We start from the raw sequence: 24,972 nt of genomic DNA, 5'->3' as shown, positions 1-24,972 counted from the left end.
CGCGCAATGATCTAGAAGAGTCGTCGAGACTCGTTCCGAAACAGAAGGAACCTCCTCCGTCGCAATCGCGTGGTCATGGTCGAGGCTGTCCACGAACCGCTGCACAGAGCGACGAAGTCGGCCGACCGCCATGGGCCTAGTCGGCGTGCCGCGTGTGTGAAGGTGAAGGACGAAGTCGGGCGACTGGAAATCGTCGATCGCTTGCAAGGCCTCGCGCATCCGCCTATCTCCGCCCGCCGCGACATTGTCCATGCCGGAGGCCAGAGTTGCCTCGAGATAGAAGCGCTTTCAGTCAGGAGCTTCGACCAGGAACTCGGGCACCTGGCCATTTGGTAGCACTGGTTCGATCTCGATGATTGCTGCTACAGTAGCGCATGCAACATCAGCTCGAACGGGAGCTGCGATGCAGGACGTCGTCGCGCGAGCGGAGCCGGCGGACTGGCGAGCTAGCGGTCGACGAGCGCGCGCATGGCAGCCGCCTCGGGTCTGCCGGAGGCGTCAAGATAGTCGAAATGACCGATAAGGTGGCCTGAGGACTGCCGCCCTTCGCGCGCGAGTTCGCCGAAAGCAGTAACCGGCTCGTCCTGCACTTCGCCGTCGCGTATGGTGCGGATATCCCCCGATTTGTCATCGAGATGTGACATCAGCGAAGGCCGAAGTGAAGGAGCGACAGAAATTGTGGTGAAACGGCGAGGCTCGGAAGGACGACATGAAAGCGCGATGCTGCCGTTCGATGATTTACGCGTGTAGGTCGCCTTAGAGGCGAATAGAATAGTGCTCCCAAAAGCCCGGCACGCCTTGTTGCTGTGATGTTCACCCTTTGGGCCAAGAAGGTCGCATAATGTATCGGGCCTTTATCAACGAAAGACAGCAAAAGTCTTGTTGTCTAGGGATTGCCGTGGGATTCTTCGGGCATTATTCGAAGGAGATGAAAATGTCGGAAACGATGCTTGCAGCGCTGACCAGCATTCGGACCGCGGAAGATATGATCGTGGCGTTTCGCGATGAGGAGCAGTGTCGGCGATTGCTGGAAAGCATGGTGTGGCCGGCCGGAAGAGTTTGCCCTGCCTGTGGTTACAAGCGCTCGATCGCGATTGCCGGGCGCGATATGGGCAAGCGACGTGCGCGTCCGGGTCTCTATCAGTGCTCCAGCGGCGATTGCCGGTTCCAGTTCACGGTGACGACCCACACGCCGCTGCATTCAACAAAGCTACCGTTGAGTGTCTGGTTGAAGGGCATGTGGCTTATTCTGCAGTCGGATAAAGGGTTGTCCTCGGTGCGTCTGGCCGAGGCTCTGGGGGTAAGCCAACCCACGGCCTGGCGGATGGGACACGCGCTGCGTCTCATGGCGGCGCGCGAGCGCATGCTCGATGGCACGGTGGAGATCGACCATTTTCATCTCGGTGGGCGACCGAGAATAAATCCGGACGATCCACCGCCTGGACGAGGCCGAAAAGGTCTGCCGAATACCCAGAAGACGCCTGTCATGGTGATGGTGCAGCGACCAGATGACGTCACACCCGGCACTCCGGCCGGTGACGCGCGTGCTGCGGTGGTGACTGGGCTTTCACTCCGTGCAGCGGCGCTCGCCGCTGGAACGCAGATCGACCCCGATGCCTGCTTGATGAGCGATGAGGCGACGGCGTTCATAGCCCTTGGCGAGGCCTATGCCAGGCATGACACTGTGAAGCATTCCAGCCGCGAATACGTTCGCGACGCCGTTCATGTCAATTCGGTCGAAGGTTTCAATGCCCGCGTCCGCCGCACAATTGCGGGCGTCTTTCATCATATCAGCCCGCAGCACGCCGACCTGTATTTCCACGAGATCGGCTTCCGCTGGTCACAGCGAATTGTTACGGGCCAGGCGGTGCGGAAGAGCCGAAATGGCAGGGAACGCATGAAAACCCTATGGTCGCGGGTGCCGCCGGCGCTGCAATTGCTGCAAGTCTTTCGCGCTGCTACCGGCCGTCAAATGCGCAGAAGTCCGGACGGTGAGATTATCGTCAAATCAGCAGTCGCTGTCTTTGGTTGATAAAGGCCATGTATCAACCGGAACCGGATGCGGTGCATGTAGCAGGGCTATTGGGGAGTGAAGCGATCCGCTGTGTTCTGCTAGCCGGTGGCGACGGCGGTTTCTGAGTGCCGAGATGAGACCGTCGTGATTTTTTGGCCGATCCACGCAGAAAGGTCAGCCCAAAGCTGCTGATCCAGGCCCACTTGGCGAGCAATGTCGATGATCTCCTGATAGGAGATCGGCGTGATTGGGCCTGGCCGCCCAACCTGGCATCGAACAGGCCCAGTTTTGCCTTCCGAGCCGTCGGAAAACTTGGATGGTCGGCAAAGGCGGCAACCGCAGCGGCGTGGAGGTTGCGGTGCTTGCCAATTGCGGCCGCCAAAACCGCGTTGCGCATCCATTGATAGGCCTCGCCGGCGAAAGGGCAGGGCGCATGCTCAGCGGCCGGGTCTATGGCGAAAACCTGAGGGATGTAATCCCAGTAACGAACTCCTTTGCCTGTGAGGGTGCAGCGCGAGCGGACGCCGTTGGCCGGATTGACCTGCTCGGCGTAGCTGCCATTGCACTGGGGCTTTCCGGTGCGCGACGCGGCGGTTTGGCTGCATTTACCTCCCGCCTCAGTAAACTTGCATTCAATGACCAGCACCGCTTCTGAACCAACCGCAAGGGCATCGACTTGTGTTGGCCGGGTCTCTCCCAAGAGCCGTTTAGCATCTGTCCACTCAAGGGTTAAGGACCAGGGACCGCCGGGTGTCACGCCCACATGCCGAGCAATGGCGTCGAGGACGCGGTCGCGGTCGATGCTCATCTTAAGCGTGCCGAACACATCAATGGCGATCGCTTGCGAGGAATGCGCCTTGTGCGCTTGAATTCGGTTGTTGCGGTCACGATGCCAGGGGAATGCAAGCCAGTCGCTGATCGCTGCGTGACTGGCCGGAAACAGGTTTTGGCGAACTGCCGCGAAATCTACGGTGATATCTGAAGCAGCCGGCCATTCAGGCATCATTCTACTCCCCATGTGATCAACCCGTCGGGCAGGCTGACCTTGCGGGCGGCCGTGCCTGTTTCGGCGCGGGTAGACCGGTGATGCACAGAATCAGTCAACGGAGGCAGAGCGCTAATTGACATTCGGCCTATCTACCAACTTCTCGATCAACTGCCGAAGCTCTGCCGGCGTCGTGTGCCCAGCTACGACCTCGTAATAGCCGATCCCTGCACGTCGCAGCGCTTCCTTCTTAACGGCATCGCGCGCGGCTGCGTCACCCTGGTAATGCGCCCCGCCCTGATATTCGATCGCGTGCCGAGGCTGGCAGTTACCGTCCACCAGCAGTAGGTCTACCCTCTTCGAGTTGATGCAACGGTGCGCGAGCGGATCCTCGCTACGGATGATTTCCCCCAACGAGACCTGCGCCATCACTTGCCAAGTCGGGTTGCGGCTGATCACGATGCGGTCAAGCTCTTTGAACACACGCGCTTCGCTCTTGTTGAGGAGCGGTTGAATGACGTAGTTCGCGCCCATTACGATCCGTAATTGTTCGGGCGCATCGAATCCTTTCGGCGCCTGCGGGACAGGCGTCGGAAGCCAGGGCCCGGCGACCACCTTCAGGCCGCTGCGTTTTCCCTGCCAGCGTGATCGGTTCCTTGGCCGCCACGCCTGGGCATCGGCTATATCCAGATGACGGATGGCCGCCTCCTGGCTCCGCATGTTGGAGAGGATCTGCTCAATAGCCATGCCGACGATAACGCCGACGAACAGGGCAGCGATCAGCAGCTCAGGCGCCTCAAAATCGCTTACGGTCATGCCGCCGGCAGCAGCTACCGCGACCACCCCGATAACGAGTCCAGGTGCAGCGAAGAGCACCGACTTCTGGCGATACTGCATACTCCACTCCGCCATTTTCGCACGAAGATCGTAAACGCGGGAGTGTGTTTGCGAAAAGCTACACAAAGTGGTTAATCCCTCGTCCTCAAAGCCCACGACAAGCGGTGCGTGATCACCGGACTGAAGTGATTAACGGCGGCGGCCGGGCCGAAGTCGATGCCGCGCACATTCGACCAGTGGATGCCAGCGGCCCTGATACTCTTGGGCAATGGGATCTCCAGGACTGCCCATGTTCGACCGAGGTCTGATCAGCCTTTCCGACGATCTGCAAATCCTTGTTTCACGGCAGGTGAACGATCCGGAGAGCATCCTGTCGCTCATCAACAGAACGGGTCGCGCAATCGTGCCGCAGCGGGCTTTCGAAAGGCCGCATCCGCACTTCCTCCGATGGCACCGGGAAAACTGCTTTAAACATTGAGCGTGGCCGTGCTTCTCCTGAGGCACCGGCACAGGGTTCGCGGTTCGATTCTCCTCAAGGTGGGCAGTTCCGATAATTGAGGTGAATCGCACACCCTCTTCTGTAGTATCGATGTTTTGAATAGTACTGATCTATTGCCAACATTGTGGCTGACAACGCCATCCAGTCTAGGACCTTTGCTCTTGACCGACTATCAGGCAGATCCAACAAGACGACTGCAATCGGTGCTGACCAGGCGGCACCTCAGCAATCCGTGGAAGCGCGGCTGGCGCGGATTGAAGCTGATCTCATACAATCACGGATCGATCATGAGCTGACAAATGTGCGCTTCAGCAACGCTCGCATCCGAAAAAGCGACTTCGAAGGCGCTCGAATCCAAGTCTATAAACGCGATGGCGACGCACCGCTTTTCTTCATCCCACGTCTTTCCGACGACAACCTCCTATCGGGCATTCGGATTTATCAGGAAGCTGCTCAGCCGAACATTTTCGAAAGTGTGTGGAACGCTGAAACTGGCGCGCGATGTGGCCGCGGCAGGGGAGCGACCGACTCTCGCCGAAAATGCGCTATCCTTCGGCCTGCTGATTGAAACCGTTACAACTAATTCAGCGCAGAAGCGGCAGGAGGCTGTGTTGATATTTGACCTCAGGACCGGCTCCCAACGGCTATATGGTGAGACGTCTGGGCTGACCCTCGACTATCGGACTTTCGAAGATTGTGCCAAGTGAGAACGAAATCCGCCCCAGCTTTCGCCATACCGCAGCAGACGTGTGAATCGCTCACGACGTTGCCTGGGCGATAGTTGTGCGAGGCGGCGCATTGGCACAGACCCCGGTTTCGGGAAGGCATGAGCACACCCATGCACGTTCGTAATCTTCACAGCCCTATTAGCGCAGATGTAACGCTTCGAAATGTTGAGCGCTGTCATTACGGGACAGCTACATTTCCCCGATGTATTTCTACGCTTCACAGCAACAATTGAAATTAAACTGTCACAAAACGTAAGGTAGTATAGTATACTTTCCTTAGGCGCGGCTCGCGCATTGGCGGTGAATCAAAGGGGGAAGCATGACCAGAGCAGATGTAGAAGCGCGGCAGCAGGAATTGAACCAGGAGCTGGATCGCTATCAGCGTCAGCGCAAGCCCTTGATCGACGAAATCAAGGCAAAGGTCGAGGAGGTAGGGCCTCTTCGTGCAGCGAGTGAAAGCGACCGCATCGCCAACGCACGCCACTCCACCTTCGCGGAGGGTGTTTTTCTTGAAGGAACGAACAACGCCGATGATAAGGCCCCGATCAACTTCCTTGCGCTTGGCCTGCGTGCGGCACGTGCCGTTTGCCACATCGTGGATGCCAACCGGACCTCACTTGGCACCGGCTTTCTGGTGGCTCCGGGCCTGCTGATCACCAACAACCATGTGATCCCGGACGCCGATAGCGCAGAAGGCGCTATCGCAGAATTCGAGTTTGAGCTCGATGGTGACGAGAACCCCGTCCGGCCTCGACGCTTTCTGCTTGAACCCGCGCGCTTGTTCGCGACCTCGCCACGTGGAAAGCTTGACGTCACCTTCGTGGCTATCTCCGCTGTCGGCGCGAATGGTGACCCTCTTGAGGCGCAGGGCTGGCTTCCTCTCGACGAAAGGCCGAACAAAATTCTCGAAGGCCAGCCCGTCGTCGTCATTCAGCATCCCAACGGCCAGATGAAGGCTCTCTGCCTGTTCGACAGCGTCCTGGTGCTGCGCGATCAGGATCCGGATCTGCCTTACATTCTTTATACCACCGACACCGACAATGGATCCTCAGGTTCGCCTGCTTTCAACCGGTTCTGGCAGGTGATTGGTTTGCATCATGCCTCTGTCGACACCGGCGAGATGCATGAAGGCAAACCCGTCATCATCAACCGGGGTATCCGCATAAGCAGCATTTTCTCGGCCTTGAAGGACGGTCCTGTGGATGGAACGTTGCACGGCTCTAAGGCGCACATCGAAACGATCTACAATACGCTGATGGATCCTCGGACACGGAGAAACGGGCGACCTTTCGCGACTGGCGCGACCATCGTGTCGACCACTACCACGCCTGCGGGCACCGTAGCCGTGATCACTGAAGGGAGCAGAGCTAGAGGGACTGTAATTCGCCGCAAGCCGGCAGATCATTTTGACAACCGGGCGGGTTTCAACCCGATGTTCCTTACAGATACGCCCGACCATGCTCCGGATCCAACGCATCCGCTTTATGTGCCGCTGCCCAAGCTTCCGGAATGGCTGGAAGAGGACGCGGCGCGGTTGGTCGGGCGCGACGCGGAATACGAGCTGAAGTACCAGCATTTCTCCATCGTGATGTCGGCTTCGCGCAGCTTGGCTATCTTTACCGCATGCAACGTCGATGGCGCACGGATGTTTAAGCTGGCGCGTGAAGACCGAGATCCTGATGATTTCCTCGATCCGAATGTCGTGCCCGAAGCGGCCGCGGACATCTGGTTCTATGATCCGCGTCTTGCCGAGAATAAACAGCTTGGCCCGGAACTTTACGATGCCACTAGCTTCGACTACGGACACCTGGTGCGGCGGCTCGACCCGGTTTGGGGACCCGACGACCGCACACCCCGCATTGCCAACGACGATACGTTCTGCATGACCAACTGCTCACCGCAAGAGACGCGCTTCCATCGAACCCGGAGGGGTGACGACGGCAATTGGAGCGCTCTTGAAGACGTCATCCTCAACGAGGCGAACCTGAAGGATCGAAAATTCGTGATTTTGACAGGCCCGGTTCTCGATCCTCGGGATACGACGATACTCGGGGTCAAAATACCGACGGCATTCTGGAAAATCGCCGCCTATGAAAGCGAGGGCGAACTCAGAGCGCATGGTTTCATGCTGTGGCAGGAAGAAGAGGTCGCTGACCTCGACGAAAGGTTCGAAGGAACGATCGACCTCAGCAGGGCGAAGCGGCCTGTCAAGATTCGCGAAATCGCTCGTTTGACGGGCCTTGATTTCGGGCCATTGTTCGACGCCGACGTGCGCGGCAGCATAGCTTAAGCGCGTTCCCCACCCCGGCTTGCCCGTCACGACTGGCTCTGAGCCAAATGTCGGGGCGGGCAACCGTCATGCATGCCGTTAGGCGGCCACGCACATCAGCATGGTAACGATGTCGCATACCAGCAGGTCTGGCCGAACCCAAGGCATCCCGGAACGTCGCCCCTGTAGCGGATCTCGTCCATTCGGCCGAGCAGGACTGTCCGAACGTTGGCTCCCGTTCTGCAGCAGATCGGCAGGTAACAAAAAAGGCCGGGCAAACCCGACCTTCCTCACATCGCTTCAATTCCAGTGCCAGTACATCCGTGGTCAAAAGTCTCAAGCGACTTGCGGCCCCGCGAACATCCTCAGATGCTCACCAGCAAGGCCGATGGGCAGACATATAGAGGCAGATTGTGTTCGTAACAAGATCATTCCCGCTTGCGGGCTATGATCTTGTCACCGCATCAGACCCCCAGCTCGAAGCGCATCGTTTATGACTTTGGCGATCTTGCCGTCTGAAGTGGTGCCGACGGCGGTCGCCCGCGACCTTGGGTAGAGCAATGCCCTTTCTATCGTGGATGACGCCACATCGGTTTCTTCCCGGCGGACATGACTGCCGGCTGCCTCAGCCTCCTCGACGTCTGCCTCCGTGGCCAGCCCCCATGCACGTGCGATACGAACGGTCGAGGAAATCCCAGTCTCAAGCATATGCGGACCGGCTCTCCCGATCGGGACATCGCTGTTCGTCGCCAGAGGCACGCCGTGGCCCATGCCTTTGACGAAGTAGGTCTCGACGATCTTGCCGGCCTTTCGCGTCGAGCCAAACTTTCCGGGAATGGCCGTGTATCATCTCGCTCCGAGTTGGCTGGGTAGCGAGGGCGTGCACGCCGCTCCATTGCTTGGTGATTTGCATTCCGTGCTCGGACCGTCTGGTCATGCGTGCCGTGCCAGATCGAAATCGAAGGCCAGGGTCCGCGGTCGTTTGATGCGCTCTTGAGCACGGACTGGAGCCTGGAGACAGTCGGCGGATTGCGGCCTTGCATACGCTCGAACGCCTCCGCGACCGTGCCTGCCACGCCATAGGGTAGCCCGCTGATGATTGCGCCGCCCGCGACGATTGCTGCGCCGCACAATGGAATTCTCTGATTAATCCGCATGGGCACGTCTTTGTGAGACATTACAGGGGCTGCAAATTCCGGTTGGAGCGGCGAAGCCGCCGACAAATCAGGGGCAGGGATGCCCCACGTGTTCTGCGGATTGTTGCGGCGGGTGCATAGCTGCAGTGCAACATAGACGCTGGCGGATGGTGCTGGTCCGAGTATGATTATTTTCATCGAAGCGATGCTCCTCCTCCCGCAACGCTTCGAAATTCAGACGGCCCACTCCTTCTCCCAAGGGGACGTCTGTTGGAACAGCGGCACTCCTCCTCCCAAGTCGCTGTTCGGCTCTTCTAGGAAAGCCTGCCGCACCTCCTCCCGCGGCAGGCTTTTCCATTTCGGTGCGATGGCCCGTCAGAGCCCGAGATCAAGTTGGGACTGTGTTTCTGCATAGCCGATTTCGGAGGCCGTCAGCGTTGAAAGCGTGACGCCGAGCAGCCGCACTGGCCGCTTGAATGGATAGACAGTTGCCAAGAGGTCCGACGCCGCAGCAAGGATTTCAGCAACGTCCGCAAACGTTACTGACCCGGTCCGGCTCCGCGTCGCCTGGGTGAAGTCCGAGTATTTGATTTTCACCGTCACCGTCTTGCCGCTGATGCCTTGGGCCTCGCAGTAGCGCCAGACCTTTTCAGCAAGGGGTTTGAGCTCCGCGGTCGCCAGATCGAGATCAGCAATATCCTCGGCGAAGGTGTCTTCCGCACCCACCGACTTGCGAATCCGATTGGGCTTCACCCGGCGCTCGTCAATCCCACGGGCAATGCCATAGAAATACGGCCCAGATTTCCCGAAATGTTCCTGCAGGAAAGCGAGCGTCTTCCCCTTGAGGTCGGCGCCGGTATTGATCCCGAGCCGATGCATCTTTTCGGCCGTTGCCGGGCCGACGCCATGAAATTTCTCGACGGAGAGGACCTCGACGAAGGCGGGTCCATTGCGCGGCGTGATGACGGCCTGGCCATTGGGCTTGTTCAGATCGCTCGCCATCTTGGCGAGGAACTTGTTGTAGGAAATCCCGACCGATGCGTTGAGCCCGGTGACCGCTTTGATCTTGGCACGGATTTCCAGTGCGATCTCGGTGGCGATGTCCATGCCTTGCAGATTCTCGGTGACATCGAGATAGGCTTCGTCGAGCGACAGCGGCTCGACGAGCGGCGTATATTCCGCGAAGATTTCCCGGATTTGCTGGGACACGGCCTTGTAGACGTCGAAGCGCGGCGGCACGAAGATCAGCTCCGGGCATTTTCGTTTCGCGGTCACCGACGGCATGGCCGAATGGACGCCGAAAGCGCGCGCCTCGTAGCTCGCCGCCGCCACCACGCCGCGCGCCGCCGGATGGCCGACCGCAACGGGCTTTTCACGAAGCTCCGGGTTATCCCGCTGCTCGACCGATGCGTAAAAAGCGTCCATGTCCAGATGGACGATTTTTCGGACGGGGGTTGGACTCATGTCGTTCATGGCGGCTTCGGCGATCACGATGGGATCGGCATGTCATCTGGAAGGCGGCGCCGAAACAAATAGAGAACATAGCAGTCTTTGCCGCGAGATCAACTATTTCAACTGGCCCGGGGCCTATGTCCGCGAAACTCCGGACCGCCCGCGGCGTTGTCGTCTTGTGAGCTTCGACAATCAGGAGGCAGACGTCGGCGGCGCCGCTCGTGCTGCTGGAGGATGCCGCGAAATGGCCGACAATCTTTCCAAATACCGTGCCAAGCGCGATTTCAAAAAGACCAGCGAACCGAGCGGTGAGGCGCAGGTCAAGCCGTCGAACCGCCGTCGGTTCGTGATCCAGAAGCACGACGCCACCCGGCTCCATTATGACCTGAGGCTCGAGCTCGACGGGGTGTTCAAATCCTGGGCGGTGACCAAGGGGCCGTCGCTCGATCCACATGACAAGCGCCTGGCGGTCGAGGTCGAAGATCACCCGCTCGACTATGGCGACTTCGAAGGCACGATCCCCAAGGGTCAATATGGCGGCGGCACGGTGATGTTGTGGGATCGCGGCTACTGGGAACCGGAGGGTCGCAAGTCACCAGAAGAGGCCTTGAAGAAGGGCGACTTCAAGTTCACGCTTCATGGCAAGCGGCTACACGGCAGTTTCGTCCTGGTGCGGATGCGCAACGATCGCGATGGCGGCAAGCGAACCAACTGGCTGCTGATCAAGCATCACGACGATCATTCGGTCGAGGAGAATGGCGCGGCGGTCCTTGAGGAGAACCCGACTTCGGTCGCCTCCGGCCGCAGCATGGAGCAGATCGCGGAGGGGCAAGGGCCGCAAACCGAGACCGTTCATGATGGCGAAGGCGAATGTCGAGGCGGATGCTGTCTGGGACAGCAAGCATGGCCTGGCGGCCGACGAGCGCAAGAAGAGATCGCGGAAGGATGTCGCGACCTCCACGGCAGCCGACCCGCCGCACTTCATCGCGCCGCAGCTTCATGCTGCGGAGGTGGCAGCTTGGCTCCTTCCTCCCGATCCAGCGCGGCGACCGCGTCGCGCTCGAGAATGAGAATCCCTGATCGCTTATCGTTCTACAGACGACGTCGTGATATCAATTTCGGATTAGGCGTCTGGCTTCTGGAGATAGAGATGAGCGTTGTAGATTTCCGGCTTATCCGTCAACTCTGGATGTTTCTAGCAATTGCCGAGGAAGAGCATTTTGGTCGCGCCGCCAAACGCCTTGGCATGTCCCAACCGCCACTCACCGGGCAGATCAAGGTCCTCGAGCAATCCCTGAAGCTTCAGTTGTTTGATCGTTCCCGCCGCGGCACGAAGCTGAGCGCGGCTGGCGCCGCCATACTTCCGGCTGTACGTCGTTTCGCAGACCAGGTGGAACAGCTGGAACGTGTTGTCAAAGAAGTCGCGGCCGGGCAGTCAGGGGTCCTGCATATAGGAGCGATCACTTCCGCTATGCTCGATACCGTGCCGCCTTTGCTGGAGGGACTTCGCCGGAGCCACCCCAACCTGACGGTGTTCGTTCGCGAGATTGATAGCGTCGAGGCAGTTCCAGGCCTTGAGGCCGGGGAACTGGATCTCGCATTCGTCCGGCTGGAGGGTGAGATTGGTAGCGGTATTGCGACCATGCCGCTGACCGACGATCGCCTCGCCGTTGCCATGCCAAAGGACCACGTGCTTGCCAAGCTTCCGAGGGTCCGTCTGAAATCGCTGGAGACCGAACGGTTGGTGATGTCGTCTCGACAGGTAAGCCCAGTCTATTTCGACATGGTCGTCGCGGTTTGCCGTTCGCATGGTTTTGCGCCGCGAATTCTGCATGAGGTCAGGTCCGTCGCTTCGCAGATTGCCTATGTCAGTTGCGGGCAGGGACTTGCACTGGTGCCTTCTTCGATGCGCAAACTTGCGCCTGATAACGTGGTCGTCAGGCCGCTTAAGGAAAAAGTGATGATCGTCACCGCTGCACTCGCGTGGAATGAAAATCGTTACCACCCGATGGTGGATTTGGTCGTTTCGCGCTTAAGATCTCGCAATGGGGCGAGTAACCCGACCGCCTGAGCCTGCCGCAGCAATCACCTGCATTCGCGCATTCGCTCATTGTTGGTCGAGCCGCTTCAGGTAATGGCGATGGTGAAGTCGACGATCTCTTTCCACATCGCAGGTGGGTTGGAATACATCGGGAAATGGCCGCAATGTTCGATCTCCGCGAGCCGCACACCACAGGACTTGAGCTGTGGAAGATAGGAGAGATTTGCGAAATCGACGCCGTACATGAACATCTTAGGGCATGGCAAATTGACGAACTTTGCCAGCAAGTCTCCATGATCGGAGAGGTCAACCATGGACTCAAATATTGCACGCACAGCGCCAATGCGGACCTTATGGCGAAGGCTTGCCGCATAAAGTGCGCTCGAGAAGGCAGGCGCTGAATGTGTCCGATGAATGAAGTCTTCGAAGAACTGCGCGGCGTCCGCTTCCGCATAGTCCACTATCTGTCTGGAGAGGAAGCAATCCTCCGGAGCAAGATTGCCCTTGATATTCGTGAAGCTGATCACGCGCTCGGGAGCCTGGTGAGCCAGCAACAAGGCGGTCAGCCCTCCCATGGAGTGTCCGACCAAGTGGAACCTGTCGAAGTTGAAGGCCTCAGCCACGCGAAGTGCCGCCCCCGCAAGAAAAGGGATAGAAAGCTTCGGCAGGTCGGAACAGTAGGTCTCACCAAAACCTGGCGCATCGAAAGCAATGAAGGGGTGACCATCGAAAGCGCGCTGGCGCACAAAATCGGCATAGTCTTCCTTGGTCGAGCCGAAGCCGTGAAGGAAGACGAACGGAGTAAGATCTCCATCACGATGAATCGCCGCGATCTTGAGATCGGCGCCCGCGAATTCTTGTTTAAGTTCCGTCTTGCGAAACTGCCGGCTCATCCGCCCAATCCTTTATTCTTCTTTCAAGGCGCCTGCGGGAGCATACTGCAGGCTGGTGTTTATCAGGGATGCGGCGAGACGGTCGATCATCAACGTCGGTCGGAAGGTTTGGCAGTGGCGGGTGTCGGTTAAGCGGGTTGACACTCATACCTTGTTTCTCCAAGCGCCGAGGCCCAGAAGATCGAGGGTCGTCGCGCCGCTGACGAGCTTTTCCATCATGATCCTTTCCTTGGCAGCGCGCGCGTTCGCATCGATGAGCGTTCGCTCGACGGCTAATCTCGGAAGGATGATGACGCCGTCATCATCGGCAACGAGGAGGTCGCCGGCCGCTGCGGGTACGCCGCCAAAAACAAGTGGGGCTCCCACCGAAGAAACGCTCGCCTTGAACGTACCGCGCATGGAAACGCCGCGAGAAAAGACCGGGAAGCGGCGCGCCTTCAGGGCTGCGACGTCGCGGACGCCGCCGTCGATGACTAGACCGACGATACCGGCTGCTTCCGCCGCGACTGTGAGCACCTCTCCCCAGTAGCCGGCCAGATAATCTCCCGTGGCAACCACGAGGACGCTGCCGCGTGGTGCCCGTTCCATGGCAATGTGGATGGCGAGATTATCACCCGGCGCGCAGGCAAGGGGATAGACGGGTGCGGCAATCGCAGCTCCTGTCGATAGCGGTCGAATTGCGGGATCGACCGAACAGGGAAGCGTGGAGGCTTCGAAGAGGGTTGCGCTTCCAAGCGCAAGCGCGCGCGATGTCGCGTCTTCAGGCAAGCAGACGAGAGACGAAGCGGCGTTCATTGGGGTTTCCTTTGAAGAAGATGGTAGCCAAGCGCCGCACGAGCCTGCTTCAGCGCTTGTCCTTTCGCGATCGCCTCGCGTATCTTCGTTTCAACGCCTTCGATCGCGTGGGCGACCTCGGCAACCTCGCGAGCGCGCGCCCTCGGCACGACGACAACACCATTCGCATCTGCAACCACGATGTCACGGGGCGCAACGCGGGTCTTGCCGACGGAAACCACTTCATTGACTGACCCAACCTCGACCCGGTCCTTTCCTGTGCGCATGAAGCGACCGCGGGTAAAAAGCGGGTAGTTAGCGCCAAGCGCCTTCGATACGTCCCGGCAAACCCCGTCGATGACGGTCGCCGCAATTCCGCGTGCGCCAGCATATTGGGTCATGATGTCACCCCAAACAGTGCAGTCGGTGCGGCCGCCATTGTCGATGACAATCACATCACCTTCCGCAACGTCACCGGCGAAATCGCCGACCGTGCCCGGTGGATTGGCTGCGGGCACGTATTGGACCGTGAAGGCCGGACCGACGACGGTGCCATCATAATTGGCGAGAGGCATCACATCGAAGCACTGCCCGCCAAGACCCAGCTTGTCCAGCGCGTCCGAAACGCCTGGCGTGTCGAGCCCTCCAAAAAGCTCGACGAGCTCCCGATCTTCTTTCCTCATTTCGGCAGCTCCTGCTTGATCGCGTCAAATTCCTTGTCGTGCATCACCTCTTCCACGGAGCGTCCGGACCTGACGGCCGCGACCATGCCGTCCTGGCGGCGCGCAATCCGCTCACCGAGATCAAGCACTTCCTCAATCCGGGAAGCGGGCACGAAGACGGTGCCGCAGCGGTCGGCAATCACGTAATCGTCCTCATGCACCGTCACGCCCGCCATCTGGACAGGTACGCCAGAACTTACCTGAACCACGCGATTGCGGGCGCTGACCATTGTCACGCCGCGACCATAGACTGGATACTCGATTGCTTCGCTGCCTTCGATATCGCGGCTGAAGCCATCAATGACGGAGCCACGCAGGCCGCGTGTCTTGGCAGCATTCGCGAGAATATCGCCCCAGCAGGAAATGCCCTCGATGCCGCCTGCGATGACAAGAAGCCGGTCGTCGCTCTTGACGCGGGCAATCACTGGGGAAATCAGATGAACGGTCGGCGCCGTCTCGCTTTTCGGTCCGAGCTGGATGGTGCTCGCATAACCGACGATCTTCGGGCAAGACCAAAGAGGGCGAAGGCCGACTGTGGCACCGGGAAGATTGAGGAAGTCGAGAGCATCCGAGACTGTGTTGGTGTCGAATCCTGCAAGCCGGTCGAGGTGAGAAGGATATGTCATGGCGCCTTACCCGTCATTGTTTGAGGCGTCCATTGTCGTTCAACTTCATTATTTTGAAAAATTGCAAGAAAAGATCGCTGTGATAGCTTTTTCGGATCACAAGAATCGGATGCGGGATTAAGCGCGCGGAGCTTCGGCGCAGACCTTTGACCATCACACTGCGCCTGGATGCCCACGGTTGTGATTCCGTGTTCTATTTCATTTCGGACAGGCCCATGATGGCTGCGTCCTGATTACCACCATCAGGGGGAACCTCGCGAATGAAATAGGCTTCGCTCTTCGATCTGATCAAGAAAACGTCCTGGAAGTTCGCCAGGGTAATTGAACCTGTCGTCCGTCAATTGAGTTAAGACGCTCGAGCAAAGACATTTTTCATGACCGAAAGCGCGCCGAGCGGAGGCTTAAGATTCGGTCGGATTTACTGGATTGGGACGTTCTTTTTGCGGCTTGCCTTGGCGGCTTCACAACTGTATAGCGGCGACCCTTATGAGGGACTGCCCGGCTGTGGCGACGGCAAGTTCTGTATAAACGAACGGATCGTGCTTTGGACCGGCGTCGTTGGACGGCCGATCAGCCGGGCGAGCTCGCCCCCATTGTCGAAAAGCGCGCCATTCGCCAAGCCGGCATCCGTGTCTGAAAGCATAATGGCAAACATCTCCGGCAAACCGGCTCTGATTGCCGCCGCCTTCAAATCATCCGGCGTCATGTCCTTATAGGCAATGGGCTTGCCAGCCGCCTCGCTTGCCAACGAGACCAGTTCGGACAAGGTAAAGGGTGCGTCGCCCGCCAGCTCGTATGTGCGTCCAACATGATCGCCACCCGCCAGAACCGCGGCTGCTGCCTCGGCATAGTCCGCGCGCGCAGCCGGGGAGATGCGCCCTTCTCCCGCCGCACCAATCAAGGTTCCGGTCTTCAAGGCAATCGGAAGCCGCCAAGTAAAGACCTCCGAGTACCATCCGTTTCTCAGCAGCACAAAAGGCAAGCCGGATTCTGCTAGCGCCGCTTCCGTATCGCGATGCTCGTCTGCAACGAAAAGGGGAGATGTGTCTGCGTGAAGGCCGCTGGTATAGGCGACCAGACCAACGCCAGCGCCCTTTGCGGCGGCGATGACGTTGCGGTGCTGCTCCTTGCGCTGGCCGATCTCGCTGCTCGAGATCAACAGGAGACGGTCGACGCCGAGCATCGCGGCCTCCAATGTCTCCGGTCGAGCGTAGTCGGCGAGGCGGAGCTCCACGCCTTTGTCCCGTATGGCCAGTGCCGCGTCCTTCGAGGGATCGCGCACACCGGCTGCTATGGCGCTTGCAGGGACTCTCTCGAGAAGGGCGTCGATTACCAATCTTCCGAGTTGGCCGGTCGCAGCGGTGACGAAAAGTTTAGGCGAACTGGACATAGTGGCTCTTCCTTGTGCTTTGTTTCAGGTGCAAACTACGTAAGTGAGACCGTATTTGATGTGAAGGAGGCACGATTTTGGGACAGGGTGAGGCAGGCGTAACCATCCCAGCCGCCAGTGCTACCTTGCGCGGCGCGCTTGCAGATTGGAGGCACGAGGGATTGCCCAACGGGCAATGTCCGGTCCGCGGTGTTCTTGATCGTATCGGAGACAAGTGGTCGACGCTGATCTTGGGTACGCTTGCGGCTGGTCCACACCGCTTCAGTGCAATCAAGCGCGCAATCCCTGAAATTTCGAAGAGAATGGTGGCGCAGACGTTGCGGGACCTGGAACGCGACGGCCTGATCGCGCGCACGGTCTTTCCTACTAAGCCGCCGAGCGTTGAGTATAGGCTGACACCTCTGGGGGAGACGATCCTCGAGCCTCTGGCCGTTGTGGTCCGTTGGGCTGATCGCAGCCACGCCGAGATCGAAAAGGCTCGCTCGGCCTTCGACAGATCCGGATGATCTTTGCGGCAAGCTTTCCGCTTGGGTCCGACAAGGATGCTGCGGACTGCCAAGTGGACGCGCGCTGGTTAGAGAACCGCGATGGAACGAATTTCGAGGAATGCCATTGCCCGGCCGCCTATGCATGAGAGTATGCCAAGCCAGTCAATTGACATAGGCTACCTGGAACAATCACCTCCATTGCGACTGTATGCGCAATCGTTGACCGTCCGCTCCAAACTCAGATTCTGAAAATCAGACAACGGTGATTTCCAAGACGGCTTCCGCACGGCGCTGGAGTGTCGGTTTTGGTCATCCTGTGCTCCTGTCCCCCCTCCCTATGAGCCGCAAATATCCGACCGTCGACCCGGAAAACGCTTTGTCGTCTGAAGTGCGCCGCGGAAACCGGGCTGGCCTCTTGGTCGAGAGGCTCCAACCTGCGACAGGCAAAGGAGCACAGCGACCGAACCATAACTGAAATGACTGCGAAACCTCGGGTGACTCGATCAATAGTATCGACAGCAACGTGGCGAATTGCCTTCACGTCCAGTATTGCCTCAAAGGCTGCTAATCCCGCACAGCGACGATCCTCGTCGTTTACAAATCACCTCTAAGAACTGCGCTCGCCCAAGGCCGAATGACCATCTTCATCCCTGTTTTGCGCAGCTCGACGGTTCCGGCGCGCGTCTCCCAATCCAGCCCGCGGTAACCGTTCCGCTGCGCCAGCCGCAGCGGGTTCTTCTCGCCATAGCCGGCGCCGGCGGCAGCGCCCACCTCCAGCTCCATCAGCCGCTCGGCGGCAAAGCCGATCATCTAGCGCAAAAGATCCGCATCGGGGGTCTTCTCCACGAGCGCGCGCAGGTTCATCATGTCGTCCGTCATCGGTGGTTCCTTCGAATCAGGTTGGTGTCAGCAACCCGACCGGAACGGAAGAACATCGATGACCACCGCTGCGCCGCTCGCTCGAGGGCGCGCTCGCGAGCGGCTTCGCTACCGCCGAGCTACACCACCTCGCGGGACACGACCAGATGAACAGCATCACGCGGTGAGCGGTGTCGAGCAGACGATCGACTTCTTCATCCGTGCGGCCCTTCAGCAGATCAAATTTCATAAGCGGCAAGACCGGTCTCCTTGTTTCGATGGTCTAGCATTGTCACGATCGCCCAGGCGTCAACTTGAATGGCGTGGGCATCATTTCAGAGTCGAGGAAAAGTCGCCCGTCCAACTGCCCGTTCAAACGTTCAACGAAGCCGGACGCTTCGTCCATATGCGCGCGCATGAGGTGACGGACTTTTTCAGCGTCCCTCTGCCGGGCCCCCTCGAGTATCTTGATGTGGCATTTGGCGTTTGCGCATCCGAATTCGGCGTGCTCCTCGGGCGGCGTGTGGGTGCTAAAGACGACCAGGCGTCGGAGCATTTCATTGATCATCTGACAGAGGAAGCGCAGAAACGGGTCCGGGTTGGCGGAAGCAAGAATGTCGTGGAAGTCGAGGTCCGCCTGCCTTTGATGTACGAGCCGCGTTTCATCACGAGAGGTAGGCTGGCAATTCTCAATGTTCTCTTCCAGAGCACGGAAATGCTTCTCGGTAAGATATGGGACCGCGCCCGCGGCGAGTTCAGGCTCCAGTAAACGTCTAGCGGAATAGATGTCTTTCATCGTCACGTTTTGGAAGAACAGGTAGTTCTGTAAAAAAAGCAGAGTCCGCTCCAAGGGTACCTCGACGATGGTGGCGCCGCCAGTCGGACCCGTGCTGATTGTTATCAGCCCTTGCACCTCGAGTGATTTCAGAGCCTCGCGAATGGTGCTCTTGCTTACTCCGAACAGTTTTTGCAGTTCCTTCTCCATCGGAAGTTTGTCGCCAGGACTCAGCTCGTGCTGAGTGACAAGTCGCTTGATATCCTCAGCGACGAGGTCGCCCCGCTTCTGCTGCCGCACCCGAGTCGTCTGTGATCGAAATTCCATGACGCATCCTCTGAATTTGTCCCTCACCTTCATACCATCCGTAGCCCCAGCTTCAAACAATTGATGACTATGGATTGTATAATACGGTTTATCATGATAAATATAACAAAAGCGTGCGAAGGGAGCTAATATGATTGAGGACCCTATCGGGATATGGGCAGCCATCCCGACGCCATTTTCACCGTCTCTCGAAGTCGACGAGCCTGGCCTGCGTCACAACGCCCGTCATTATATTGGGCTGGGATTGCGCGGCGTCTTTTGCAATGGTTTGATTGGTGAGGTCTGGGCCATGACCGTCGCCGAAAGAAAACGAGTGGTGGAAGTCCTCGTTGAGGAAGGCCAAGGTAGGCTGGGCGTATCGACAGTCATCTCGGCCAGTTCGATCCATGAAACGATTGAGCTTGGTGCTCACGCAAAAGAAGCGGGCGTGGACCACGCCGTCATCATGGTGCCGACGTCCGGTCCCAGATCTCGCGAGCAGCAATTCGAATATGTGAAATTAATCTGCGATAGGCTTGATATGCCGATCGTGATCTTCAATGCAGCGGGGGCGACAGGAAGCCCGTTATCCTCCGAGCTCTTCTCTGACATCTGTGCTTTGCCTCAGATCGTCATGCTCAAGACGACCGCTTACAATTACAATGCCGCTCTTCGAAAGGCAGCCCACGGCAAGGTGGTCGTTTCCGACCCGCTGGAGGAGCACTTTCTCGAAAACCGGCTGCAGAGCCAGCAGCCAATCCTTTATGCCGATCCTGAGCCGTACCTCTACCAATTTCCGGGGGTCTGCCCGATTGCGGACTATGTCGCCCAACTCGACCGCGGAGAGAACGATGCCGCCCGCGCAGCCCGCGAAAGGCTTGAACCACTGCGCCGCGCCTTCAACAAATGGGTGATGAGACCATTGATCGAAGGCCACATGCCGAACGCGGCCGTCAAGCGGTGGTCTGAGATGTTGGGAATGGCCGGTGGAGCCGTGCGCGCGCCGATCCGGCCCCTCAGCCCGATCGAAAAACAGGCTCTCGAAGAAGAAGTGCAGATCGCCCTCGAACAATCCGGCCTTCCAAAACCGGAGGTCGTTTACTCGTAGCATAAGTGTTCAACCAAGCAAAAGGGGAACCAGAATGAACAAGACCTTTGCAATGAACCGCCGTGCATTCTTGAAAATAATGGGAGCTGCGTGTGCTGTGCCGTATGGGCTGGGCAGGGCGTTCGCGCAGGAAGCGAAGCCTCTCACCGTCGGCGTAATCTACCCCGGCTCGAAGGAAGACTACGGCTATAACAAGTCGCATGCTTCAGCCGCAGCTCAATTGAAGGCGTTGCCGGGAGTCACCGTGATCGAGGAGGAGCGTGTTCCTGAGACAGTCGCGGTGCAACGAACCATGGAAGGTATGATCCAGCAGGACGGCGCCAACTTGATCATTGCGACGTCATTTGGCTATTTCAAACCTCACGTGCAGCAGATCGCTGCGAAATATCCCGACGTAATGTTTGCGCATTGCGGCGGTGTGTGGGACGAAACGATGCCAACGAACATTGGCACGTTCTATGCTTACATCTATAGTGCGCAGTATGTTTCCGGCATCGTCGCGGCTCATATGACGAAGACGAAGAAGCTGGGAGTCGTTGCGGCCAAGCCTACCCCGAACCTCATCCGCAGCATCAACGCTTTCGCGATTGCGGCACGGTCCGTCGATCCGAGCATCACAGTCCAGGTCATCTTCACCGGCGATTGGGTTCTGCCGGTGCGCGAGGCCGAGTCGACCAATTCTTTGGTTGATCAAGGCGCCGACGTCATTGCCTGCCAGGTCGACAGCCCCAAAGTGGTGGTGGAAACGGCAGAGAAGCGTGGCGTATACTCCTGCGGTTATCATTCGAGCCAAGCCGACATCGCCCCCAAGGGTTTCCTAACAGGCGCGGAGTGGAACTGGTTTACGCCCTACAGCAACTTCGTCGATGCTGCGCGCGACGGCAAGCCCCCCGTTCACTATCTTCGCGGCGGTTTCGCCGAGAATTTCATCAAAAACACTCCGTTCGGCTCGGCAGTAACCGCAGAGGCCCGCGCGGCGGCTGAAAAGGCCCAAGCGGCGCTCGCGTCCGGGAGCCTATCGATTTATGCTGGTCCCTTGAAAGACAACAATGGCAATGTTGTGATTCCGGAAGGAACGAGCTTTGCCGAAAACGATCATCGACTCGACAAGATTGACTATCTCGTCGACGGCGTGATCGGTCAGAAGTGAGGTCGGTCCAATGGTCGATCTGACACGAGTGCTGACGACAGTGCCAGCACGAAAATGGAGTCCAAATTACGTCGCGGTGACGGCCCAGCTGGGAACCGTCCTGGTTGCCTCGATCATTTTTGCGATGTTTGTAGGTCTCTATGGGTTTGACCCCCTGAAGGTTTTCACCTTCATTGTGGAAGGGGGGTTCGGCAGCGGTTTCGCCTGGCAGGACACCCTTTCCCGTGCGGCTCCGCTCATTCTCGTGGGGCTTGCGGTGGCGATACCCGCGCAAGCCGGTATGGTCATCATCGGCGGGGAGGGAGCCATCGTTCTCGGCGGGCTTGCGGCCGCCGTCATCACCCTGCCGTTCGTGGGAGCTCCACCACTTCCAATGCAGTTAATAATGATCCTTGCAGGGTGCGTTGTCGGAGCCTTCTGGTTTGGGCTTGTTGGTCTGCTGCGGCAATGGCGCGGCCTTAACGAAACTATGACGAGCCTCCTCCTCGTTTACATTGGCCTTGCAATCTTCAATCAACTCGTTGAGGGCGTGCTTCGCGATCCGGCCAGCCTCGATAAACCGTCAACGCACCCGGTCGACGCTAGCTATATGTTACCGACTATCCCAGGCACATACATTCATATCGGCCTGCTAATAGCTACATCAATGGCCCTCATCGCCTTCGTTGTTATTCGCTTTACGAAATGGGGATTCGCTCTTCGCGTGGTGGGCGGCAATGAACGCGTCGCGCGAATGATCGGCCTGCGGGTCAACCGCTGGATCATCGGGGCGGCCGCAGCCGGTGGCGCAATGGCGGGCTTAGCAGGCGCCATCGAGGTAGCGGCGGTGCAAGGCACAGCCAATTCCTCGCTGCACGTTGGTTATGGCTTCAGTGGTATTCTTGTGGCCTTCCTCTCTCGCCATTATCCCCTGGCCGTTATCCCAGTGTCGATATTGATCGGCGGCGTTCAAGCCAGCGGCAGTCTCCTTCAGCGCCGCCTTGGCCTGCCGGACGCTACGGTGCTGGTCTACCAAGGCATCATCTTCGTCTGCGTTCTGCTGGGCGACGCGATGGTTCGTAAACTCAGCGATGGTGGGAGGAGCTGAGCCATGGACATGACCTCTCTTGGTTGGACCGTTCTGCCGCTCGCTATCCTGGCGGGTGCGATCCGGGTCTCGACTCCCTTTATCTTCGTCAGTCTCGGCGAGAGCATCACTGAGAAATCGGGGCGAATCAATCTCGGTCTTGAAGGTAACCTCGTGCTGGGAGCGATGTCCGCCTATGCCGTTTCGTTCCTTACCGGATCGCCGTGGGCTGGTGTTTTCGCCGCGGGTGCGATGGGCATGCTCTTCGGCACGTTGCATGGTCTCCTTTGTAGCGTAAGGCGGGTCAACGACACAGCAATCGGTATCGGTCTCATGGTACTTGGCACCGGCTTGGCCTTCTTCTGGGGTAAGCCATTCATCGAACCGAAGGCGCCGTCGCTGCCGACAATTCCCTTGGGATTTTGGACTGATATTCCGCAGGTTCAGTCCGCTCTCGATGTAAACGCGCTTTTCTTTGTTGGAGTGGCACTGGCGTTCTTGCTGCGCCTCTTTTTCACCCGGACCGGTTGGGGCCTTATGCTGCGGACTGTTGGAGACAGCGAGGACGCCGCACGTGCCTTGGGTTTTCCAGTTATGAAAGTACGGATTCTCGCGACGAGTGTCGGCGGATTTCTCGCGGGCGTGGGCGGCAGCTTCCTATCCCTCTCTTATCCCGGCAGCTGGAGCGAAGGCTTGTCCAGTGGACAGGGGATCATGGCGGTCGCTTTGGTGATTTTTGCGAGGTGGGACCCGGTCAGGGCGCTGTGGGCGTCGCTCTTGTTCGGAGGCGCTGGCGCAATTGGCCCTACTCTCCAGGGAATGGGAATTACCGGCTTTTATTATCTTTTCAACGCGGCTCCATATGTCCTGACGTTGGCGATCATGATTGCGTCGACCTCACGAGTTCAGACGTTCACCGACGCACCGGGTGAACTTAGTCTGCACCGATAAGAGCGAAGGGAAACCAAAAATGAATGCGATCAGTTTGGACCTGGTGGACATGACCAAAAAGTTCGGCACGCTCACGGCGCTCGATCGTGTTTGCCTTTCCGTCAGGGCCGGAAGCGTCCACGCATTGCTAGGCGAGAATGGCGCTGGCAAGAGTACGCTCGTAAAATGCCTTGTCGGTTTCTACCAGCCAGACGAAGGTTCGGTCTTGGTTGACGGTCGAGGAGCCAATATCGCAACGCCAAAAGACGCTGACGCCCTGGGGATAGGCATGGTGTATCAGCATTTTACCCTAGTTCCGTCCATGACCGTTGCTGAAAATCTCGTAGTGAGCGAAGCACGCTTGCCACGCTTTATCGATTGGCACTCGACGGGCGAACGGTTGCAGGCGCTGATAAAGACGATGCCTTTCCACGTTCCTCTCAACGTGCGTGTGTCTCAATTGTCTGCTGGTGAGAAGCAGAAAGTCGAGTTGTTTAAGCAACTCTATCTCGGTCGCCGCCTCCTGATACTGGACGAGCCTACCTCTGTTCTGACGCCTGATGAGGCTAAGGAGGTTCTGGGCTTCGTACGGCAGCTCACTGGGACCGGAGAACTCAGCGCGATCCTCATCACACACAAGTTCGAAGAGGTGACCCGCTACGCCGAGGACGCGACGATTCTTCGCAAGGGGCAGGCCGTTTGCACAGGCCGGGTGTCGGAAATGACCACAACGGAGATGGCGGAGGCAATGATCGGCCATGCCTTGGAAAAAAAGAGCACCAAGCCTCGGAATCCAACATATTCCAAAACCCATTTCTCAATCCAGGGTCTCTCCGCGCTGGGGGATATCGGCTTGCCTGCAGTCAAGAACGTTTCTCTTGATGTTGGAAGGTGCGAGATCGTCGGTGTCGCCGGAGTATCCGGGAATGGCCAGAAGGAATTGGTCGAGGCCCTGATGGGGCAGCGAGATCGCTCGGGCGTCGTAAAAGTATTCGGCAGAGCCTTCCATGGAACCAGGAAAGAAATCGCCGATCTCGGAGTCTACGGTCTTCCGCAAGAGCCCTTGAAGAATGCCTGCGTTCCACGCATGTCGCTTCAGGAAAACATGGCGCTGCGAAACTTCGACAGAAGGCCGGTCGCCGTCGGTCAGTTCATCAGCGGCAAAGCAATGGCAGAGCAAGCACTGAACTTTGTTCAGCAGTTCCGCGTAAAGGCAGCAGGTCTCGATGCCGAAATGACCACGCTGTCCGGAGGTAACGTGCAACGGGCCGTGCTGGCACGCGAGCTGACAAATGAGGTGCAGGTTCTCATTGCCTCAAACCCCACCTTCGGCTTGGACTTCAAGGCCTGCGAGGAGACTCGCGAAAGGATTGTCAACGCTCGCAACAACGGCGCTGCCGTCCTCCTGCTTTCCGAAGATCTCGACGAGCTGTTTGATCTTGCCGATCGCATCGTTGTCATGAGCGAAGGCAGGTTTGTTTACGAAGTTGACGTCACAACAGCGGACAAACAAACCATCGGCCGGCATATGGCCGGTGCAGCCTGACGAGCTTAGATGAAGCGGCTTGCAAACATAACGGCCTCTGCTCGCCATAATGTTGCTGGTGTTGCGCAATAGCTTGCTCCAGCTCGGCCGCGATCGGCTGACGCTCGCAGGCGTCGATCGATGCTGCTAGTTTCGGCGGGAATTCATAAGATGCTGCCACCGTTCGAATGACTTGACTGCGCTGGGTTCTCGGCGCAAAACGCTCACCGAAATCGCCCTCTGGAGAGACGAGCGTTACAGAGGTCGAACTTTGCCTGGAACGTGCGCTAGCCTTGCTCGATGCGAGTCAGTAGACGAGGCCATTGCGAAGGCGAATGGATCTCATTCCAGAGTTGGGCGACCAGCTTAACGGGATTGGGGGACGCCAACAACGTGGCCT

Annotated in this window: 19 protein-coding genes and 4 pseudogenes; 12 read left to right on the top strand and 11 right to left on the bottom strand. The window is 58.4% G+C overall.

The window, feature by feature from the left end; all coding sequences use genetic code 11:
- Positions 1-446: 446 nt before the first annotated feature.
- Positions 447-644 (bottom strand): hypothetical protein, encoded by a 198-nt coding sequence (locus CO664_RS27325; RefSeq protein ID WP_097540509.1) that lies wholly within the window; start codon positions 642-644, stop codon positions 447-449.
- 290 nt (positions 645-934) lie between these two features.
- Here CO664_RS27325 and CO664_RS27320 point away from each other — a divergent pair, with 290 nt between their 5' ends.
- Positions 935-2,032, top strand: coding sequence for an IS1595 family transposase (locus tag CO664_RS27320; protein ID WP_097540507.1), 1,098 nt, complete (start codon positions 935-937; stop codon positions 2,030-2,032).
- Between the two features lie 80 nt (positions 2,033-2,112).
- Here the strand turns inward: CO664_RS27320 and CO664_RS27315 are convergent.
- Positions 2,113-2,990: pseudogene (locus tag CO664_RS27315) on the bottom strand (hypothetical protein).
- A 141-nt stretch (positions 2,991-3,131) separates the two neighbouring features.
- The gene (locus tag CO664_RS27310; protein WP_097540535.1) at positions 3,132-3,896 is read right to left on the bottom strand and encodes a DUF2726 domain-containing protein; all 765 of its coding nucleotides are present in this window, start codon (positions 3,894-3,896) and stop codon (positions 3,132-3,134) included.
- Positions 3,897-3,974: 78 nt separating this feature from the next.
- Here CO664_RS27310 and CO664_RS31435 point away from each other — a divergent pair.
- The 3 genes and pseudogenes from CO664_RS31435 to CO664_RS27295 all read left to right on the top strand — a co-directional run.
- Positions 3,975-4,314: pseudogene (locus tag CO664_RS31435) on the top strand (restriction endonuclease); the annotation flags it as partial.
- Between the two features lie 320 nt (positions 4,315-4,634).
- Positions 4,635-5,042: a hypothetical protein gene (locus CO664_RS27300; RefSeq protein ID WP_097540504.1), complete on the top strand. Its 408-nt coding sequence runs from the start codon at positions 4,635-4,637 to the stop codon at positions 5,040-5,042.
- Positions 5,043-5,382: 340 nt separating this feature from the next.
- The gene (locus CO664_RS27295) at positions 5,383-7,353 is read left to right on the top strand and encodes a DNA/RNA non-specific endonuclease (RefSeq protein WP_097540502.1); all 1,971 of its coding nucleotides are present in this window, start codon (positions 5,383-5,385) and stop codon (positions 7,351-7,353) included.
- Between the two features lie 1,490 nt (positions 7,354-8,843).
- On the opposite strand, the gene dinB is transcribed toward CO664_RS27295, so the two are convergent.
- The gene (gene dinB, locus CO664_RS27285; protein WP_097540500.1) at positions 8,844-9,941 is read right to left on the bottom strand and encodes a DNA polymerase IV; all 1,098 of its coding nucleotides are present in this window, start codon (positions 9,939-9,941) and stop codon (positions 8,844-8,846) included.
- 223 nt (positions 9,942-10,164) lie between these two features.
- Between dinB and CO664_RS27280 the strand changes: the two are divergent.
- Together CO664_RS27280 and CO664_RS27275 are read left to right on the top strand one after the other, a co-directional pair.
- Positions 10,165-10,918 (top strand): annotated as a pseudogene (locus CO664_RS27280) (DNA polymerase ligase N-terminal domain-containing protein); the annotation flags it as partial.
- A 68-nt stretch (positions 10,919-10,986) separates the two neighbouring features.
- Positions 10,987-11,991: a LysR substrate-binding domain-containing protein gene (locus tag CO664_RS27275; protein WP_337441804.1), complete on the top strand. Its 1,005-nt coding sequence runs from the start codon at positions 10,987-10,989 to the stop codon at positions 11,989-11,991.
- A gap of 56 nt (positions 11,992-12,047) precedes the next feature.
- Here the strand turns inward: CO664_RS27275 and CO664_RS27270 are convergent, their stop codons facing one another.
- From CO664_RS27270 to CO664_RS27250, 5 genes are all read right to left on the bottom strand, one after another.
- On the bottom strand, positions 12,048-12,854 hold the full coding sequence (locus tag CO664_RS27270) for an alpha/beta hydrolase (RefSeq protein WP_097540496.1): 807 nt from the start codon (positions 12,852-12,854) through the stop codon (positions 12,048-12,050).
- Positions 12,855-12,998: 144 nt separating this feature from the next.
- A complete protein-coding gene (locus CO664_RS27265) occupies positions 12,999-13,649 on the bottom strand; it encodes a dimethylmenaquinone methyltransferase (protein ID WP_097540494.1) in 651 nt (216 codons plus the stop codon).
- Positions 13,646-14,311 (bottom strand): RraA family protein, encoded by a 666-nt coding sequence (locus CO664_RS27260; protein WP_097540493.1) that lies wholly within the window; start codon positions 14,309-14,311, stop codon positions 13,646-13,648. Before CO664_RS27260 ends, CO664_RS27265 begins: the two co-directional genes overlap by 4 nt.
- On the bottom strand, positions 14,308-14,976 hold the full coding sequence (locus CO664_RS27255; RefSeq protein ID WP_097540491.1) for an RraA family protein: 669 nt from the start codon (positions 14,974-14,976) through the stop codon (positions 14,308-14,310). Before CO664_RS27255 ends, CO664_RS27260 begins: the two co-directional genes overlap by 4 nt.
- Before the next feature lie 484 nt (positions 14,977-15,460).
- Positions 15,461-16,366: an SDR family oxidoreductase gene (locus tag CO664_RS27250; RefSeq protein ID WP_097540490.1), complete on the bottom strand. Its 906-nt coding sequence runs from the start codon at positions 16,364-16,366 to the stop codon at positions 15,461-15,463.
- Between the two features lie 125 nt (positions 16,367-16,491).
- Between CO664_RS27250 and CO664_RS27245 the strand changes: the two genes are divergently transcribed.
- Positions 16,492-16,872 carry a helix-turn-helix domain-containing protein gene (locus tag CO664_RS27245; RefSeq protein ID WP_234820041.1) on the top strand — a complete coding sequence of 127 codons (381 nt, stop codon included), beginning with the start codon at positions 16,492-16,494 and terminating at the stop codon, positions 16,870-16,872.
- A gap of 639 nt (positions 16,873-17,511) precedes the next feature.
- On the opposite strand, the pseudogene CO664_RS27240 reads toward CO664_RS27245, so the two are convergent.
- Both CO664_RS27240 and CO664_RS27235 read right to left on the bottom strand, forming a co-directional pair.
- Positions 17,512-17,733, bottom strand: a pseudogene (locus tag CO664_RS27240) (transposase); the annotation flags it as partial.
- Between the two features lie 271 nt (positions 17,734-18,004).
- Entirely contained in the window at positions 18,005-18,814 is an 810-nt protein-coding gene (locus CO664_RS27235; protein ID WP_097540533.1) for an FCD domain-containing protein, read from the bottom strand.
- A 130-nt stretch (positions 18,815-18,944) separates the two neighbouring features.
- Between CO664_RS27235 and CO664_RS27230 the strand changes: the two genes are divergently transcribed.
- Genes CO664_RS27230 through CO664_RS27210 form a run of 5 tightly spaced genes read left to right on the top strand, consistent with a single transcriptional unit; the run spans position 18,945 to position 24,593 of the window.
- Positions 18,945-19,901, top strand: coding sequence for a dihydrodipicolinate synthase family protein (locus CO664_RS27230; protein ID WP_097540486.1), 957 nt, complete (start codon positions 18,945-18,947; stop codon positions 19,899-19,901).
- A 34-nt stretch (positions 19,902-19,935) separates the two neighbouring features.
- Positions 19,936-21,051, top strand: a complete 1,116-nt coding sequence (locus CO664_RS27225) for a BMP family ABC transporter substrate-binding protein (protein WP_176536691.1) — start codon at positions 19,936-19,938, stop codon at positions 21,049-21,051.
- Between the two features lie 10 nt (positions 21,052-21,061).
- Entirely contained in the window at positions 21,062-22,138 is a 1,077-nt protein-coding gene (locus CO664_RS27220) for an ABC transporter permease (RefSeq protein WP_097540484.1), read from the top strand.
- Positions 22,139-22,141: 3 nt separating this feature from the next.
- Positions 22,142-23,068 (top strand): ABC transporter permease, encoded by a 927-nt coding sequence (locus tag CO664_RS27215; RefSeq protein WP_097540482.1) that lies wholly within the window; start codon positions 22,142-22,144, stop codon positions 23,066-23,068.
- Between the two features lie 19 nt (positions 23,069-23,087).
- Positions 23,088-24,593 (top strand): ABC transporter ATP-binding protein, encoded by a 1,506-nt coding sequence (locus CO664_RS27210; protein ID WP_097540480.1) that lies wholly within the window; start codon positions 23,088-23,090, stop codon positions 24,591-24,593.
- Positions 24,594-24,972 lie beyond the last annotated feature (379 nt).

The sequence above is a fragment of the Sinorhizobium sp. NG07B genome, assembly GCF_002532005.1.
Classification (GTDB): Bacteria; Pseudomonadota; Alphaproteobacteria; order Rhizobiales; family Rhizobiaceae; genus Sinorhizobium; species Sinorhizobium fredii_C.
Note: the sequence above shows the minus strand (reverse complement) of the source record. Positions and strands in the feature narration are given on the sequence as shown.

Coding starts and splice junctions, on each gene's coding strand:
- CO664_RS27325 (WP_097540509.1), bottom strand. CDS start 644: ATGTCACATCTCGATGACAAATCGGGGGATATCCGCACCATACGCGAC.
- CO664_RS27320 (WP_097540507.1), top strand. CDS start 935: ATGTCGGAAACGATGCTTGCAGCGCTGACCAGCATTCGGACCGCGGAA.
- CO664_RS27310 (WP_097540535.1), bottom strand. CDS start 3,896: ATGCAGTATCGCCAGAAGTCGGTGCTCTTCGCTGCACCTGGACTCGTT.
- CO664_RS27300 (WP_097540504.1), top strand. CDS start 4,635: ATGTGCGCTTCAGCAACGCTCGCATCCGAAAAAGCGACTTCGAAGGCG.
- CO664_RS27295 (WP_097540502.1), top strand. CDS start 5,383: ATGACCAGAGCAGATGTAGAAGCGCGGCAGCAGGAATTGAACCAGGAG.
- dinB (WP_097540500.1), bottom strand. CDS start 9,941: ATGAACGACATGAGTCCAACCCCCGTCCGAAAAATCGTCCATCTGGAC.
- CO664_RS27275 (WP_337441804.1), top strand. CDS start 10,987: ATGAGAATCCCTGATCGCTTATCGTTCTACAGACGACGTCGTGATATC.
- CO664_RS27270 (WP_097540496.1), bottom strand. CDS start 12,854: ATGAGCCGGCAGTTTCGCAAGACGGAACTTAAACAAGAATTCGCGGGC.
- CO664_RS27265 (WP_097540494.1), bottom strand. CDS start 13,649: ATGAACGCCGCTTCGTCTCTCGTCTGCTTGCCTGAAGACGCGACATCG.
- CO664_RS27260 (WP_097540493.1), bottom strand. CDS start 14,311: ATGAGGAAAGAAGATCGGGAGCTCGTCGAGCTTTTTGGAGGGCTCGAC.
- CO664_RS27255 (WP_097540491.1), bottom strand. CDS start 14,976: ATGACATATCCTTCTCACCTCGACCGGCTTGCAGGATTCGACACCAAC.
- CO664_RS27250 (WP_097540490.1), bottom strand. CDS start 16,366: ATGTCCAGTTCGCCTAAACTTTTCGTCACCGCTGCGACCGGCCAACTC.
- CO664_RS27235 (WP_097540533.1), bottom strand. CDS start 18,814: ATGGAATTTCGATCACAGACGACTCGGGTGCGGCAGCAGAAGCGGGGC.
- CO664_RS27230 (WP_097540486.1), top strand. CDS start 18,945: ATGATTGAGGACCCTATCGGGATATGGGCAGCCATCCCGACGCCATTT.
- CO664_RS27225 (WP_176536691.1), top strand. CDS start 19,936: ATGAACAAGACCTTTGCAATGAACCGCCGTGCATTCTTGAAAATAATG.
- CO664_RS27220 (WP_097540484.1), top strand. CDS start 21,062: ATGGTCGATCTGACACGAGTGCTGACGACAGTGCCAGCACGAAAATGG.
- CO664_RS27215 (WP_097540482.1), top strand. CDS start 22,142: ATGGACATGACCTCTCTTGGTTGGACCGTTCTGCCGCTCGCTATCCTG.
- CO664_RS27210 (WP_097540480.1), top strand. CDS start 23,088: ATGAATGCGATCAGTTTGGACCTGGTGGACATGACCAAAAAGTTCGGC.